The 15,825-nt window shown below is 63.7% G+C and carries 15 protein-coding genes and 1 riboswitch; of the genes, 7 read left to right on the top strand and 8 right to left on the bottom strand.

The window, feature by feature from the left end; all coding sequences use genetic code 11:
* Positions 1-67 precede the first annotated feature (67 nt).
* Entirely contained in the window at positions 68-1,453 is a 1,386-nt protein-coding gene (gene lpdA / locus WBA38_RS05055) for a dihydrolipoyl dehydrogenase (RefSeq protein WP_424296116.1), read from the bottom strand.
* Between the two features lie 132 nt (positions 1,454-1,585).
* On the opposite strand from lpdA, the gene WBA38_RS05060 reads away from it, so the two are divergent.
* The 3 genes from WBA38_RS05060 (at position 1,586) to WBA38_RS05070 (ending at position 5,815) form a co-directional block, all read left to right on the top strand.
* Positions 1,586-2,167 (top strand): TetR/AcrR family transcriptional regulator, encoded by a 582-nt coding sequence (locus WBA38_RS05060; RefSeq protein WP_424296114.1) that lies wholly within the window; start codon positions 1,586-1,588, stop codon positions 2,165-2,167.
* Positions 2,168-2,338: 171 nt separating this feature from the next.
* Positions 2,339-3,715: an MFS transporter gene (locus WBA38_RS05065; protein ID WP_424296112.1), complete on the top strand. Its 1,377-nt coding sequence runs from the start codon at positions 2,339-2,341 to the stop codon at positions 3,713-3,715.
* 36 nt (positions 3,716-3,751) lie between these two features.
* Positions 3,752-5,815 (top strand): prolyl oligopeptidase family serine peptidase, encoded by a 2,064-nt coding sequence (locus tag WBA38_RS05070; RefSeq protein ID WP_424296110.1) that lies wholly within the window; start codon positions 3,752-3,754, stop codon positions 5,813-5,815.
* On the opposite strand, the gene WBA38_RS05075 is transcribed toward WBA38_RS05070, so the two are convergent.
* A complete protein-coding gene (locus tag WBA38_RS05075) occupies positions 5,767-6,480 on the bottom strand; it encodes a rhomboid-like protein (RefSeq protein ID WP_424322230.1) in 714 nt (237 codons plus the stop codon). The genes WBA38_RS05070 and WBA38_RS05075 overlap by 49 nt on opposite strands.
* Positions 6,481-6,534: 54 nt before the next feature.
* Positions 6,535-6,677, top strand: a riboswitch (cobalamin riboswitch).
* A gap of 34 nt (positions 6,678-6,711) precedes the next feature.
* Between WBA38_RS05075 and WBA38_RS05080 the strand changes: the two genes are divergently transcribed.
* From WBA38_RS05080 to WBA38_RS05090, 3 genes are read left to right on the top strand one after another with little or no spacing between them, the layout of a single operon-like run.
* Entirely contained in the window at positions 6,712-7,908 is a 1,197-nt protein-coding gene (locus tag WBA38_RS05080; RefSeq protein ID WP_424322231.1) for an ABC transporter substrate-binding protein, read from the top strand.
* 9 nt (positions 7,909-7,917) lie between these two features.
* Positions 7,918-8,988 (top strand): FecCD family ABC transporter permease, encoded by a 1,071-nt coding sequence (locus WBA38_RS05085; protein ID WP_424322232.1) that lies wholly within the window; start codon positions 7,918-7,920, stop codon positions 8,986-8,988.
* On the top strand, positions 8,985-9,788 hold the full coding sequence (locus WBA38_RS05090; protein ID WP_424293521.1) for an ABC transporter ATP-binding protein: 804 nt from the start codon (positions 8,985-8,987) through the stop codon (positions 9,786-9,788). The genes WBA38_RS05085 and WBA38_RS05090 overlap by 4 nt, the downstream gene beginning before the upstream one ends.
* A 29-nt stretch (positions 9,789-9,817) precedes the next feature.
* Here WBA38_RS05090 and WBA38_RS05095 read toward each other — a convergent pair whose 3' ends face one another.
* The 6 genes from WBA38_RS05095 to WBA38_RS05120 form a co-directional block, all read right to left on the bottom strand.
* Positions 9,818-10,642 (bottom strand): hypothetical protein, encoded by an 825-nt coding sequence (locus WBA38_RS05095; RefSeq protein ID WP_424293522.1) that lies wholly within the window; start codon positions 10,640-10,642, stop codon positions 9,818-9,820.
* A 34-nt stretch (positions 10,643-10,676) separates the two neighbouring features.
* The gene (ppk2, locus tag WBA38_RS05100) at positions 10,677-11,633 is read right to left on the bottom strand and encodes a polyphosphate kinase 2 (RefSeq protein WP_424293523.1); all 957 of its coding nucleotides are present in this window, start codon (positions 11,631-11,633) and stop codon (positions 10,677-10,679) included.
* 50 nt (positions 11,634-11,683) lie between these two features.
* Entirely contained in the window at positions 11,684-12,205 is a 522-nt protein-coding gene (locus tag WBA38_RS05105) for a DUF6764 family protein (protein WP_424293524.1), read from the bottom strand.
* 262 nt (positions 12,206-12,467) lie between these two features.
* Complete coding sequence (locus tag WBA38_RS05110) at positions 12,468-12,905, bottom strand: SRPBCC family protein (protein ID WP_424293525.1); 438 nt, start codon at positions 12,903-12,905, stop codon at positions 12,468-12,470.
* Between the two features lie 56 nt (positions 12,906-12,961).
* On the bottom strand, positions 12,962-13,573 hold the full coding sequence (locus WBA38_RS05115; protein WP_424293526.1) for a TetR/AcrR family transcriptional regulator: 612 nt from the start codon (positions 13,571-13,573) through the stop codon (positions 12,962-12,964).
* The gene (locus WBA38_RS05120; protein WP_424293527.1) at positions 13,573-14,403 is read right to left on the bottom strand and encodes a tyrosine-protein phosphatase; all 831 of its coding nucleotides are present in this window, start codon (positions 14,401-14,403) and stop codon (positions 13,573-13,575) included. Before WBA38_RS05120 ends, WBA38_RS05115 begins: the two co-directional genes overlap by 1 nt.
* A 38-nt stretch (positions 14,404-14,441) precedes the next feature.
* Between WBA38_RS05120 and WBA38_RS05125 the strand changes: the two genes are divergently transcribed.
* On the top strand, positions 14,442-15,743 hold the full coding sequence (locus WBA38_RS05125; RefSeq protein ID WP_424293528.1) for an amidohydrolase: 1,302 nt from the start codon (positions 14,442-14,444) through the stop codon (positions 15,741-15,743).
* Positions 15,744-15,825 lie beyond the last annotated feature (82 nt).

The raw sequence follows: 15,825 nt of genomic DNA on the forward strand, positions 1-15,825 counted from the left end.
CGCACTACGTCTGACGTAGTGCGGGAATCGACGCATCATGCGAGAAGGCGGGGGCGCGCAGCGCGACCTACAGGTTGATCATGTGGCCGATCGCGCCGTGGAAGGTTTCCTGCATGGCCTCGCTCATCGTGGGATGAGTGTGGACGTTGCGGGCCAGTTCGCGGGCCGTGAGGTCCCACTTCTGGGCCAGGGTCAGCTCGGGGAGCAGCTCGGAAACGCTGTCGCCGACCAGGTGTCCACCGAGAAGTTCCTCAGTTTCGGCATTGGTGATCAGCTTGACGAACCCGGCTCCCGCGGCCAGACCCTGCGCCTTGCCGTTAGCGCTGAACGGGAACTTTGTGACCGTGATGTCGTAGCCCTCGGCCTCAGCTTGTTCCTCGGTAAGTCCAAACGATGCGACCTGAGGTTGGCAGAACGTGGCGCGCGGCATCATCCGGTAGTCGCCAAGCGCCATGGTCTCGGCACCGGCCATCGTCTCAGCTGCCACCACGCCCTGTGCTTCGGCGACGTGCGCCAGCTGCAACTTCGCGGTGACGTCACCGATGGCGTAGATGCCGGGAACGTTGGTGCGCATGTAATCGTCGATGTCGATGGCGCCGCGGTCGGTGAGTGCGACGCCGGTGTTCTCCAGGCCGAAGCCTTCGACGCGGGGCGCGAAACCGACCGACATGAGCACCTTGTCGACAGTCAGGGAACCTTCGGCGCCCTTCGGATCCTTATAGGTGACGGTCACGTTGTCGCCGTTATCGACGACGGTCTGCACCGCAGTGCCGGTCAGGATCTTGACGCCCAACTTCTTGTACGCCTTCGCGATCTCCTTCGAGACATCGGCGTCTTCGTTCGGGAGCACTCGCGGCATAAACTCGACGATCGTCACGTCGACGCCGTAGTTGGCGAGCACGTAACCAAACTCCATGCCGATGGCACCCGCACCGACAATCACGATGGATTCGGGGAGTTCGCGCGTCAGGATTTGCGTCTCGTAGGTCACGACATTCTCCGACAGCGCGACGCCCGGCAGGAGTCGCACGGTGGACCCGGTGTCGATGATGACGTTGTCGTAGGTGATCTCGCGGTCACCGACGACGATGGTGTTCGCGTCGCGGAACACGCCGTACCCATCGATCTCGGTGATGCCGTTCTTCTTCATCAGGAAGTGAACGCCCTTGACGATGCCGTCAGAGACGCTACGGCTGCGGTCGAAAGCGGCCCCGAAATCGAAGCTCACCTCGCCGCTGATGCCGAAGGTCTTAGCCTCGTGGTTAAAGACGTGGGCGAGTTCGGCATTGCGCAGCAACGCCTTCGACGGGATACAGCCGACGTTGAGACAAACACCTCCCCACCACTTCTCTTCGATGACGGCGGTCTTCATGCCCAACTGGGCGGACCGGATCGCGGCCACGTACCCGCCAGGACCGGCCCCAAGGACAACTGTTTGAAAATGTTCAGCCACGGGGTTCAGCCTACGTCGCGGCTGTGCGCCGTGCAGCTATCCCTCCGGAGTTACGTTCTCAATCACAATTTTTCCGGTACCCACATGCCACACGGTCGGCACCATTGGCGCAGATTGTGGTGTGATCAGAAGATGACCTCAGCTTCGGACTCCGCTGATACGCGCGCCAAGTTGCTCGACGCCGCAGAGGAACTCCTCGCGACCGTGACCTACGGACGGCTGCGCACCGAAGACGTGTGCGCGGCAGCTGGCGCCGATCCGACCGCCGTCCAGGAGCATTTTGGTTCCAAGGATGGCCTGGTCGCGGCGCTGCTGCTGGATCGTTTTGAACCCGCCTCCGACCACATGCTCGAATCCCTTGGCGGAGAGTCGGCCACGATTGCCGACATTGTCGATGCGGTCTTAGACCCCCTCATCACCATGCAGGCTTCCCCGAAGTCGGCCCCGGTGGTTCACGTGCTCGCCCAGTTCGTGTTGTCGAACCCGGACACCCCCTGGTCGAGCGAGTGGTTCCGCCTCGATGTGTGGACCAAGTTGCTCACCAGCAAGGTTGCCGGTTTGGAACCGGATGTGGCACGACGTCGCTGGCGCTTCACCTTCACCGTCATCATGACTGAACTCACCGCACCGCAGGAGATCTCACCCGACAATGTGGCGGCTCTGCGCGACTTCCTGATCGCCGGACTGGCGGGCCTCCCGAAGGGCATTCAATAGCCCCGATCTCGGGTACAACGGTCGCATCGCGCCGTTGAACGTGATAGGCAGGTGTAGTCCGTTCGGGGGATACCTCGAAGTGTCTATCGGCCCAACCGGCATCGCTGGGGAGTGGTATTCGCGCACCAGATCGCAAGACCAAAGAACCGACTCTCGAACTTCTAAGGTCCCATGACTGAATCGAATACTGGCGGCGCAGTGGCGCCCCAGACTGCGCAGGCCCCGTCGCCCGCGGTTATTAGAAAAGCCATCGCCGCCTCGGCCATCGGCAATGCCACCGAGTGGTACGACTACGGCGTCTACGCCGCCACGACGACCTATCTCACGCAGGCCTTCTTCCCGGGCAGCCTCGGCACGATCGGAACCATGCTCGGCTTTGCCGTGTCGTTCGCGCTGCGTCCGCTCGGCGGATTTGTGTGGGGCCCGCTCGGCGACCGCCTTGGTCGCAAACACGTCCTCGCGATCACCATCCTGCTGATTTCGTTGGCCACCGCATTGATAGGCGTACTGCCAACTCATGCCTCGATCGGTATTTGGGCTCCCATCCTGCTCATCGCCTTGCGCGTCGTACAGGGCTTCTCGACGGGTGGCGAATACGGTGGTGCGGCCACTTTCATGGCCGAGTATGCACCGCCCCGCAAACGCGGCAAGCTCGGCAGTTTCCTGGAATTTGGCACGATGGCCGGCTTTGCTTCCGGCACGGCGATCGTGTTGTTCATGAGTTTGGCGCTGTCGGAATCGCAGATGAGCGAGTGGGGTTGGCGTCTCCCCTTCTTGCTGGCCCTGCCACTGGGCATCGCGGGCCTCTACCTGCGGTCACAATTGGACGATCCGCCAATTTTCACTGAGGCCGACAAGCCCGACACCGGGGGCATCGTGGGTCAACTCCGCGAGACAATCGGCACGTACTGGAAGCCCATCCTGATCATGTTCGGGATGGTGGTTGCACTCAATGTCTGTAACTACACACTGCTGGCGTACCAACCGCAGTATCTGAAGGGGTCCCTCGGACTCAGCGAGGATTCGGCTTCGGTCGTGATGTTGATCGGCCAGGTGCTGATGATGGTGCTGATCCCCGTGTTCGGTGCGTGGTCGGACCGAACGGGCCGCAAGCCGATGTGGCGGTGGTCGTTGATCGGACTGCTGGTTCTGGCGGTGCCGATGTATTGGCTGATGGGTCAGAGTTTCGGTTGGGCAATCGTCGGGTTTGTCGTCCTAGGCATCCTGTACATCCCGCAACTGGCAACCATCTCGGCGACGTTCCCCGCGATGTTCCCGACCCACGTCCGGTATGCGGGATTCGCGATTTCCTACAACGTATCGACGGCCGCGTTTGGCGGTACCGCACCGCTGGTGAACGATGCCGTGGTCGACGGGACCGGGTGGACGCTGTTTCCGGCGCTGTACATGATGGGCGCATGCCTGGTTGGCCTCGTCGCACTCCGGTTCCTCACCGAAACCGCGGGGGTGCCGATTGCTGGCACCGCGATCCCCGGCGTGGATGACGAAGCGCCGACACTGGAAACGAAGGCACCCATCCACGCCTAACCGCTTCCGTGGCCCGGTCCCGGTACCGTTGATTCGGTGACCAACGACGACGTGCTGGCCGACCCGTACCTCTGGCTCGAGGAGGTGACCGGCGACGACGCCCTCGCTTGGGTTCGCGACCACAACGCGCCGACGATCGCCGATTTGACCGACTCAGACCGGTTTGCCGAACTCGAGTCCGGAGCCCTCGAGGTCCTCGATACCGACGATCGGATCGCCTATGTGCGTCGGCGCGGCGAGTTTCTCTACAACTTTTGGCGCGATGCGGCGCACCCGAAGGGCCTGTGGCGCCGCACCACCCTCGAGCAGTACCGCGCCGCCGATCCGGAATGGGATGTGCTGATCGACGTCGATGCTCTGGCGTCCGATGAGAACGAGAATTGGGTGTGGTCTGGGGCCACGATGCTCCGCCCGGACTACGACCGCGCGCTGATTTCCCTATCGCGCGGCGGTGCTGATGCTGCGGTGGTTCGGGAGTTCGACGTGAGCGCCGGTACCTGGGTGGCCGACGGGTTCACGTTGCCGGAGGCGAAGTCGACGGTCGGTTGGATCGACCGCGACACCGTCTACGTGGCAACCGATTTCGCCTCCACCCCCGATGGCCTGTCGGCGCTGACGTCGTCCGGCTATCCGCGGACCGTGCGCCGGTGGTCGCGTGGCACCGATGTGGCCGACGCCCCGACGGTCTTCGCTGGCGAGGTCTCCGACGTGGCCGTTGCCGCCACGTGCGACACCACACCGGGCTATGTGCGGCATTTCGTGTCACGGTCGACGGACTTCTTTAATGCGCTCGACTACGAACTCCGGGATGGCGAACTGATCCGGATCGAGGTTCCCACTGATGCCTTCTTCGTCGTCCGCCACAACTGGCTGCTGGTGCTGGTGCGGTCGGAGTGGACCATCGACGGCCCGGATGGCCCGGCCATCACGCATCCCGCAGGCACCCTGCTGGTGTTCGACTACCCCGCCTACCTCGCGGGAGACCGGACCCACCGGGTTCTCTTCGCACCTGATGCGCACACGAGCCTTGAGGACTTCGCGTTCACCCAGTCGCATTTGGTGATGGTGACGCTGCACGACGTTGCCACCCGCTTGGAGTTCCGTGAACTCGGCACGTGGCAGCTGGCGACGGTTGCTGGCATCCCCGATTTGGCAACCGTTGGCGTCCTCGACGCCGACCCCGACCACAGCGACGAAATCTGGCTCTCAGCAAGTAGTTTTACGCGGGCCCCGAGCCTGCTGCACGGCTCCACCAGCGACGGTGTCTCCATCATCAAGTCGTCGCCCGAGTTCTACGATGCCTCGACAGTTTCCACGCAGCAGTTCTTCGCCACGTCCGACGACGGCACCGCCATCCCCTACTTCGTGATCAAGCGAGACGATGTCGCGTCCGGCCCCACCCTGCTGTACGGGTATGGCGGCTTCGAGAACTCGATGACACCGTCGTACATGGGCATTGCCGGGCGCAGTTGGCTCAGTCGCGGCGGCATCTACGTGATTGCGAATATTCGCGGCGGCGGCGAGTACGGCCCGGAGTGGCACACGCAGGCGCTGAAGGCGGGTCGCCACCTGGTGTACGAGGACTTCGCTGCGGTGGCCCGCGACCTCGTCGCACGCCGCCTTACGACGCCCGAACAGCTTGGGGCGCAAGGCGGCTCCAACGGCGGCCTCCTGATGGGGGTCATGGCGACGAGCTATCCGGAGCTCTTCGGCGCCCTGGTCTGCCAGGTGCCGCTGCTCGATATGCGCCGCTATCACCTTCTGCTGGCTGGCGCATCGTGGATGGCAGAGTATGGCGACCCCGACGACCCCGACGAGTGGGAGTTCATCGCCAAATACTCGCCGTACCAGCGACTGCGTGCCGATGCCGCGATGCCGAAAATGCTGGTGACAACGTCGACCCGCGACGACCGCGTGCATCCCGGGCACGCGCGGAAGTTTGTGGCCCGCATGGAAGAGCAGGGGCATGAGGTGCAGTACTACGAAAATATCGAAGGCGGGCACGGCGGCGCGGCCGACAACCGGCAGAGCGCGTTCAAGTCGGCGCTGGCTTACGAATTCTTGTGGCGCGCGCTGGGCCGCAAGGAGGCGGGCGCATAGCCGCGGATCCGTTTCAGCAGGGCGTCGACGTTGAGCATTGGCTTGCCCCGCACCAGCGGGTAGCACGCGAAGCCGATGGCGAGCGCGCTCGCGTGCCCGACGGCGGTAAAACTCACCGGCAGATCCAATAGCGGTCCGCAAAACACGACGACGGCGCCGGCGATGTAGATCCACCGCCAGGGACGCGGCAGATAGTACGACAGCACGCCGATCACCGCGGCCATGAAGTAGCTGACACCGACGTCGGTGGCGTAGCGCAGTGACGGGTTGGCGACGCCGGTTTGTATGGCGGCACCGACCAGCCCCTGGCTGATCAGGGTGGCGAGGATGTGTCCGGCGAGGCCGACCGCGAGGTACCGTCTACTCCCCATCCAGCGTTCAGCGGTTGCCAGGAAAATCGTGAAGCCAAGAAAGTACGGCACCCAGTACGCACCGTCGAGCCAGAGAAGGCTGCCGAAGAAGGCCCGGAGCGGATCGTGCAAGAGGTTCGCGATATTGGTCGATCTCCGGCCAAGGATCGCGTCGAGCTTCTCGGGCGAAACACGATGCTGGACAACGGTGGTTGCCAGCAGTACCACCAGCCACAGGTACGTGATTGGTGCGCGGCGCACCCAGTCCCCGGCGATGGCGATCGCGCGACGCCATCTGCTCCGAGTCTCGCTCATCGCCCCACGTTAAGCCCGTCAAGGGGCTTGCGCCAGTGGGAGTTGAGAATGTCTGCATGCTAGATTTGCGCCGATAACTAAGCGATATCCCGTGAGGAAGCCGGTGTGAGTCCGGCACGGTCCCGCCACTGTGACCTACCCGAGGAAGTTTCTTTCCGAGTAGCAAGTCAGACACTCACCGTCGCTTCTGCAGACCCGGGGCGGAGCATCCCCGAGGGAGGTTTCTGATCCATGCGTGCCACTCGACTCAGCGTGCTCGTCGCGGCCGTCGCCGTGACTATCCCGATCGTTGCGACCGGTTGCTCAACGGCCCCGGCAAACGACGCGGGCAGCACCCGCGACTGCATCACCGACTTCGACGCGTCGAAGGACTATTTTCCGGATAAGTCGACCATCGACGAAGCCACCGGCCTGAAGATCGAGTACCACAACTCGTATCAGGTAGTAACCGTGGCGCATCCATCACAAGGTGCACCGGCCGCATCGTATGTGCTGGTCCGCTGTGGTGCGCCCGCCCCGAAGCTCGACGGTGCACTGGCCGACGCCCCGCAAGTCCAAGTCCCGGTGCGGACCCTGTATTCCGGGTCGACGACCCACCTGCCGTCGATCGCCGCACTCGGTGCCGCCGATACCGTGACGGGCGTTGCGACCACCGGATACGTCTCGACTCCCGAAATCGTTGAGCGAATCAAGGCGGATAAGGTCCGCGAATTCGCCGATGCTGGCGTGGTGAACGCCGAAAAGGTGATTGCCGGACGACCGGACGTGCTGGTGACCGACGGCAACGACTCCCCCGCCTTCGGGAAAATCACCGGCGCGGGAATCCCAGTCATCGCCGACGCCGACTGGTTGGAAGAGAATCCGCTGGGCCGTGCCGAGTGGATCAAGTTCTTCGCCGCTCTGACGGGCACCGAAAAGGAAGCCGCCAACGTCTTCAACGACGTTAAGAACAGCTATCGGGCCGTGGCGGCGAACCTTGCGAATGCCCCGAAAACCAATGTGCTGCTCGGCGGAATCTCGAACGGTACGTGGATGATGGCGTCGGGCGATAGCTACTTTGGCAAGTTGGTCGCCGACGCTGGCGGTACCTACCCGTGGATCAACGACCCCGCGCAGGGGAGCCTGCAACTGTCGGTGGAAGCCGTCATTGCCAAGGGCCGCCTAGCCGACAAGTGGCTGCTCAGCGACCCGACTATCGCCTCACTCGCCGACTTGTACAAGCAAGACCCGCGCTATCGGGCCTTCGCTAAACCCGCTGAGCAGGCCTGGAACAGCACCAAGGCAACGAACGCTGGCGGCGGCAACGACTACTGGGAGAAGGGCGTGCTGCGTCCCGACCTGGTGCTCGCCGACCTCGCCGCCATCTTGCATCCCGACCTGTACCCGAACCACAAATTCGAGTTCTACCTGCACCTGCCAGCGCAGTAAGTCCACGGCATGACGAAGAGTCCAGTCGCGTCGACATCGCGCCGCGACCGCAACGCCCTGGTGTGGGGCGGGCTGCTGGTGGGGTGTGTTGTTTCCGTGCTCCTGGCGGCCGCGTTCGGCTCGGTGCCAATTCCGGCGGGCGACACGGTGAAAGTCCTGACCGGCGGGCATCTGCCCGACGATGGTCTCGACTTCATCCTCCGCAATGTCCGACTCCCGCGCATCACTACGGCGGCTCTCGTTGGCGCGGCACTCGGGGTCGCTGGCCTGCAAATGCAGACGCTATTTCGCAACCCCCTCGCTGATCCCTACATTCTCGGCGCCAACTCCGGAGCCAGTCTCGGCGTCGCCCTGGTAGCCCTGACGGCAGGAACGGCCGGGGCGGCGAGCTTTGCTGGCGGCCTGGCCGGATGGGGTCGAGCGGGCAGCGTCGCGGCCGCCGCTATCGGTGCCGCCGTAGTTCTCGGGCTGGTCTTGCTGTTTTCGGTTTGGGTCCACAGTGCGGTGACCCTGCTGCTGATCGGCGTGATGATCGGATCGGTCACCGGTTCGCTGGTGGCGGTGCTGATCGTCTACGCCGACCCTAACTCCGTCAAGGAGTACATGATGTGGGGCCTTGGCACGTTCTCGGCGACGTCGTGGGACGACCTCAAGATCGCCGCGCCGGTCGTGTTGTTCGGGATCTTGGTGTCGTTGGCTTCGGTCCGCTCACTGAATGCGCTGCTCCTCGGCGAGGAGTATGCCCGGTCGATGGGCATCGACCTGCGGATTACGCGGGCCACCACGCTGCTGTCCGCGGCCATTCTGACCGGCGTCGTCACCGCGTACTGCGGACCCGTCGGCTTCCTCGGACTGGTAATCCCGCACATTGCGCGTGGACTGTTTGGGACGGCGAATCATCGAATCCTCCTGCCGGCCTGCGTCGTGGTCGGAGCACTATTGGCCGTGTGGTGCGGTGTGATTGCCGAGTTGCCCGGCCAAGACAACGCCCTCCCGCTCAACGCGGTGACAGCCTTGATCGGCGCGCCGATCGTCATCACCGTGCTGCTGCGCGGGCGCGGCCAAGGCGGTGCCGTGTGACGCCCGCAGGCTTGACCCTCGACTCCCTCACGATCGGCTATCGACACCGTCGCACGCGGACGACGGTTGCCGCCGATCTCAACGCCGTCGCGCACCGCGGCGCGCTGACCACGCTGATTGGCCCGAACGGTGCAGGCAAGTCGACGCTGTTGCGCACCATTTGCGGACTTCAGAAACCGTTTTCGGGAGCGGTACTGCTGGCCGACGGCACCGATACCACCCGAATGCGGCCAGCCCGGATTGCCCGGCGGATCGCAACAGTGGGCACCCAGGTGATCGACCCTGGCCGCCTCACCGCCCGCGAAGTGGCCGAACTCGGTCGCACGCCGTATGTCGGGGTCACCGGGCGACTCTCGGAGCACGACCGCGCCCGCGCCGACTGGGCCCTGTCAGCGGTGCGCGCACAGTCGTTGGCCGATAGGGCGTTTCATGATCTCTCCGACGGTGAGGGGCAGCGAGTCCTCGCGGCTCGGGCGCTTGCCCAAGATCCCGAACTATTGGTGCTCGACGAACCGACGTCGCACTTGGATGCGCCGTCGCGCGTGGAGTTCCTCGATCTGGTGACGACGCTGGCGCGCGATCACGACATCACCGTCCTGGTGTCGTCGCACGAATTGGAATTGGCAATGCGGCTGTCGGATTCGCTCTGGCTCCTGGCCCCCGACGGGACCCTGCATTCGGGCACCCCGAGCGAGGTGGCCGAGTCGGGTGCAGTGGCTACGGCATTCGACCGCGGCCGTCTCCGCTTCGACGCCGCGCGGTTCGTGTTCGACGTGGAGCCACGACCCCCTGCCGAGTAGACGGTAGCCCGTAGTCGGTCGACCTGCGGCTAGGCGAGTGCGCGTCGACCAGACACCACTCGGGCCACGCCGCCGACGGCCAGCACGATGAGTCCGCCGACGCCGACGAGCAGCGACAATTGGGTGAGGTCATCGGAAATCCCGCCGACCACCACCTCGATAGTGTTGCGGGCCGACGGGTCCGTGTCGGCGAGGCGATCACTGACGACGCTCTTCGTCGCGACCGCGAGCAAGGCACCGATCACTCCGGCCAGCACGCCTCCCACACCAAGCCACGCCAAGACCGTGCTGCGTCGGACAGCCAGCAGAAGAGCCAGGAGCGCTGCGACGATGGCACCAATCACCGACACCCACGCCGCCACCGTCACCAGCTTCCCGCTGTCTTCCATCGACCCCGCAGTGATTTGGCGCTGATCAATCGTCACCAAAATCGGACGGTCGAACGAGACCGGGACGGGAATGGACGCCTGTTTGATCGCGTCGTTGATCATCGGCGTGATATCGAGTTCCATCAGATGCAGGTCAGCGTCCGGGGCCGGCTGGGTAAAGAGCCAGTCGTGTTGCTGACGTGCCACTTCCGCGAAGTCCCGGACAAAGGCATCGGTCCGCGAGTACGACTGCGCCAGCGGGAGCGCGACGTTGCTGGCGAGCTTTGACCCACTTGCCTGCTCGATCGAATCCGCGACCTTCTGGGAGAAGTAGTCCTGCACCTCGCTGGTCTTCGCAGCCTCCGACGCGGACGCCACAAAGCCGTCGGTCGATACCACTCGCTGGGTCAGCCACACGCTCGGAACTGCGACAATCATGCAGACCATCGCCACCACGGTGAACAGACCGGAAACTACGCTTCGCACCGTGTCGAGGCTACCTGTTGCCGACTGATGTCCGTCATTCGCCGACGAGGTCGCGGGCGCGACCAACAATCAACGGATCCGGTTCACCGACGAGCGCGACGTCTTTGCCGTCGTAGTCGTGCAAGCTCAGCACATACCGCATCGCATTGATACGAGCGCGCTTCTTGTCGTTGCTCTTCACCACGATCCACGGCGCAAAATCGGTATCTGTGCTGGTGAACATCCGTTGCTTGGCATCGGTGTACGCCTCCCAGCGATCGAGGGACGCCAGATCCATCGGCGAAAGTTTCCACTGTCGCACCGGATCTATCTGCCGGATCGCGAATCTGGTCCGCTGTTCCAGCGGCGTCACCGAGAACCAGAACTTGACCACATGGATACCGTCGTCGACCAGCATTTTCTCGAACGCGGGCGCCTGCCGCATGAACTCTGTGTACTGCGCATCGGTGCAGAAGTTCATGACCCGTTCGACGCCCGCCCGGTTGTACCAGGAGCGATCGAAGAAGACCATCTCCCCGGCCGCGGGCAGATGCTGGACGTAACGCTGGAAATACCACTCGGTGGCCTCGCGTTCGGTCGGCTTCTCCAGCGCCACCGTGCGCGCACCGCGGGGGTTGAGGTGTTCGTTGAACCGTTTAATGGTTCCACCCTTGCCCGCCGCGTCGCGGCCTTCAAAAACCAGCAGATGCCGCTGCCCGGTCTGCTTGGTCCACTTCTGCAACTTCAGCAGTTCGATTTGCAGGCGACGCTTGGTGACCTCGTACTCGCGCCGACTCATCCGCTCGTTGTACGGGTAGTCCTCGCGCCAGGTGTCGACCACATTCCGCTCGGGAAGAGTCAGCAGGATGGGATCGTCATCATCGTCGTCGACGACGGTAAAACTCGTCGTGTCGCGCAGATCGACGATTCGCTGTAGTGCCTCACGACCGGAGACCAAACTCAGGTCCGGGCCGACGGGAAGTGCAGGGGGCTCATTGGCGAAAGGGTCCACTCTGTCACCCTAGTGCCACGATCGCCGCCCTGCACGTCACCCAAACATGCTCAACGCAGGTAGATTTCGCCCCACCGGAAGCAACCGCGCCCGGTCCGGGTGTCGTAGGTTGCGGCCATTGAGCCGAGGCAGGCCACCCCATCGCTGGTCGCGAACGCCCCACCGGCAGCGCCGGTCACCGCGATGGCCGTGCCACCATGGCGTCCCTGAGCGACCGAGCTGGAATGCGAACCGAAGGTGTACGCGTAGCCGTGGCCGCCGTAGATGCCACTCGCCAAGGCCGAGGAATCAGCACCGTTGTTCTCGGCTGTGGCGGTACCGCCCGTGGTCGCCACCGCGAGGGCCGCACCGCTGTTGGTGGTGTCCTTCGCCGACGCCCTGCTCCCCGGACCGGCATTCGCGATGCAGTTGCTTTCCCCGCGGTTGTGCTCAACTCGCTGATTGTTGTTGGCCGTACAGGTGGTCTTGGCACTGGCGGCACCACCACCACCGAGCAACGACGTCAGGCTCATTGCTGCCGCCGCAGCAACCAGTACAAAAAATGTCCGAAAAAACAGCGTCCCGATCCGCATGGAATCCCTCTCACAAAAAATGAATGCAAACTGCGCGACCCCACCGTCGCACCGCGCACGCGCCACGCTACCCCCACCGCAGACCGGCTCACGCACCTCCGGTGCGATCGTGATCGGACCGCATCATTCCCGCGCCATAAACATCCCGAAAGTCCGTTTCGGGCATAGTTTTTCACCAAGTCCGCGACGCTGGGGAACGGTCTCCGGCCCAAAATAAGTCAGCCCCGACGCAAGTGGCGTCGGGGCTGGCTGGACGGGTATTTCAGGAGCGGCGTTTGACCTCGTCGGTCAGGCCCTTCTTAGCGGTGTCGACCGCCATCTTCTGCGCGCGCTTCACGATCAGACCCGGGAGCTTGATCTTCAGGTCGATAGTGAGGTCGAACTTCACGTGCGTCGTCCCGTCGGCCTTTTCGCTGAGCGTGTACACGCCCTGCTGCAGGCTCAACTGGTCAGACTGGACCAGTTCCCACGCACACGTGTTGTCGGTCCACGAGTAGTCGAGTGACTGATGATCGGTCATGCCTACGGCACTCACCGAAAGGTCCACGCGCAGCGGGCGGCCTTCGTCGTCGGTGGTGACGATCTTCGCCGACTTGTGCGGTCCCGACCAGTCAGGAAGGGACTCGACGTCGAGAAGAACTTCCATCACGAGCGCCGGGGGTGCTTTTACGTCAAATTCAGTTGATGCAGAGACAGCCATGTCGGCAAACCTACCTCAGCGCTGTGCGGCGATCCCGACTGCTTGGCAAAAGTGATTCAAATCCTGTGCTGGCGAATCTCGTCATCGGTGTCGAGGCGGTCTGGTCCGCCGCGCCTCGCGAGGTCTTGCAGGTCAATAACTATCCGGTCGAGTGCGTCAATGCTGCGCCTGGCCCGGCACAAAATTACGGCACCTTCAATACCGACCAGGATCGCATCGGCCAGTTCATCAGCGCGGCGATCGTCGTAGTCCTCTTCGCGGAAACGCGCCGACAGGAGGTGGCCCCACTGAAGGAAGATCTCTTCAGCGGCATCCGTCGCTTCCGGATCCGTGCCGCGGGCCTGCGCCCCCGCGGCCACCGGGCACCCGAGGGCAAAGTCGCTGTCCAGCAAACGCGCTCGCCATATTCCGGCGATCGCCGGAATCGCCGACTGGACGGGCAGTCGGCGCGCACGGTTGAGATCGGCCCCCAAGACTTCACCCCCGTGGCGGACGGCCTCAGCCATCAGTTGGGCCCGGCCTCCCGGAAAGTGGTAGTACACCGACCCGCGAGCCGCGCCCGCCGCCTGCAGCACCGCACCGATCGACGTCCCCGCCACCCCATTCCGGGAGATCAAATCCGTCGCGCACCGCACCATAGCGGCCCGCGGCGACGTCGTATCGACCATCACGCCGACAGGAACCGCTCCCGGAGACCGGCCTGGGCTGCCTGATCGATCCCGAGACCGTCGGAGAAGTATCCGGCAATCCCGCCGTGCGTCGCTTCGACTTCGTCAAATGCGGCCTGCAGGTACTCGGCGCGCACGCCCAAAATGTCGCGGAGTTTGTCGGTGTCGCCGCCAGCCGCCGCGAACTTGTCGAACACCGGAGCCAGTGCGGGGAGCAATCGGTCGTTGGTGAGGAGGTAGTCGGTGAAGATGTCTTCGCGCGACACTCCCATCAGTGAAAAGAACGACGCCGCAGCCCAGCCCGTCCGATCCTTACCGGTGGTGCAATGGAACAGTGCTGGCGCGCGGTCCTTGCCGAGGAGCCCGCTGTAGAAACGTCGGTAGCTTTCTCGCGCACTGTCGACGGTCACCATGTCCCGATAGGTGCCGCTCATCTTCGCTGCAGCGCCGCCGCCCTCGAGGAACTTGTTGATCTCACCGATAGCTTCCGGATTGGTCAGCACCGTCACAAGGTTGGCAGGTACTGCCATCGACGTACCAGCGAGCACGTCCAAGTGCAGTTCGGCGACGTCGTCCCACTTCGGATCCGGCATCGCCTCTGTCTCGGCCGCCGAGCGAAGGTCGTAGACGGTGCGCAAACCAAGCTCGGCCTGAACCTTCGCCGCCTCTGCCTCGTTGCCAGCGAGCGACCGGAAGTCGGTGGAGCGGAACAACATTCCGTATCGCACCGGGCGGTCATCAGCACCACGCCAACCACCGAGGTCGCGCAAGTTGGGGAGTGCGGCAATCGCGCTGGGCGCACCGGGAGCGGGAACAACCTGATCTGTCATAGGCCTCATTATGCTCAACCGCTCGTTACGATGGTTGAGTGAGCATCCCTGCCGAGTCATCCGTGAAGCCACTGTCCGACGCTCTCATCGCCGATGTGAACCAGTTGATTGATGACGACCGCGAGCGGCTCGTCGAACTCTTTAAGGGAATCCATCGCAACCCCGAGCTCGCGTTTATGGAAACGCAGACCGCGCGGATCGTCGAACTTAACCTGCAGAACCTCGGATTCGACATCACGACCGGCATCGGTACCACGGGTGTGGCCGCCATTTACCGCAACGGCGACGGTCCCACCGTGATGTACCGCGCCGATATGGATGCGTTGCCCGTTGAAGAAGAGACCGACGTTGAATACGCGAGCAAGAAGCGGGTCACCCTCGACGACGGTACCGAAGTCCCGGTGGCGCACGTCTGTGGGCACGATGCCCACGTCACCTGGATGCTCGGGATGGCGAAAGCGCTGATCGCCCTGAAGGACCAATGGTCGGGGACGCTGATCCTGATCGGCCAACCCGCCGAAGAACCCATCACCGGCGCCAAGGCGATGGTCGACGACGGCCTGTACAACTACATTCCCAAGCCGGACGTTCTCATCGGCATGCATACTGCGCCAGCACCGGTCGGGGTCGTCGTCTCTTCGCCCGGTCCGCGTCTGGCTGGCACCGATCAACTCGACGTCTTGTTCCACGGCGTCGGAGGCCACGGTTCCATGCCGCAGAAGGCGAAGGACCCCGTTCTGATGGCGGCGCTGGCGGTCGTGGAGTATCAGACGATTGTGTCGCGGATGATTGACCCGCAGAAGACCGCCGTACTGACTGTCGGTGCCATCGATGCCGGTACCGGAAATAATGTCATTCCGTCGTCGGCGCTGGTCAAGGCCAATCTCCGCTGGTACGACACCGAGGTCCGCGAAATCATGCTCGACGCCGTCAAATCGGTGTCCGAGGGAATCGCCCGCACCTACGGCATGGGCGAGGACCAACTGCCGGAGATCATCATGAAGGGCGGTTCCAGCCCTCTCGTCAACGATCCGGAGCTGTCGGCTCAGATCGCGACGTCGTTGGGCGCAGTTCTCGGCGACACCCTCGTCGTCACCGAGAGCCCGCGGGCTACTGGCTCCGAGGATGTCCAGCTGTTGAAGGGCCCGTACCCGGACATGCCGTTCACCTACCTGATGGTCGGCATTGCCGATCCCGACGTCTTCGCCGCTGCCGTCGCCCGCGGCGAGGAGTTCCCCTACGCGCCGCACAACCCGAACTACCTCGTCGACCTGTCGGCGATCCCCCACGGCAGCAAGATCGCCACCTACGCAATGTTGGGGTTACTGAACCGCGACTGACCCCTCGCCCCGCAAGTACCCCCGCGTCGCTGTTCTCGCATGATGCGTTGATTCCCGCACTACGTCTGACGTAGTGCGGGAA

The sequence above is a fragment of the Gordonia sp. (in: high G+C Gram-positive bacteria) genome, assembly GCF_049647785.1.
In the GTDB taxonomy this organism is placed as follows: Bacteria; Actinomycetota; Actinomycetes; order Mycobacteriales; family Mycobacteriaceae; genus Gordonia.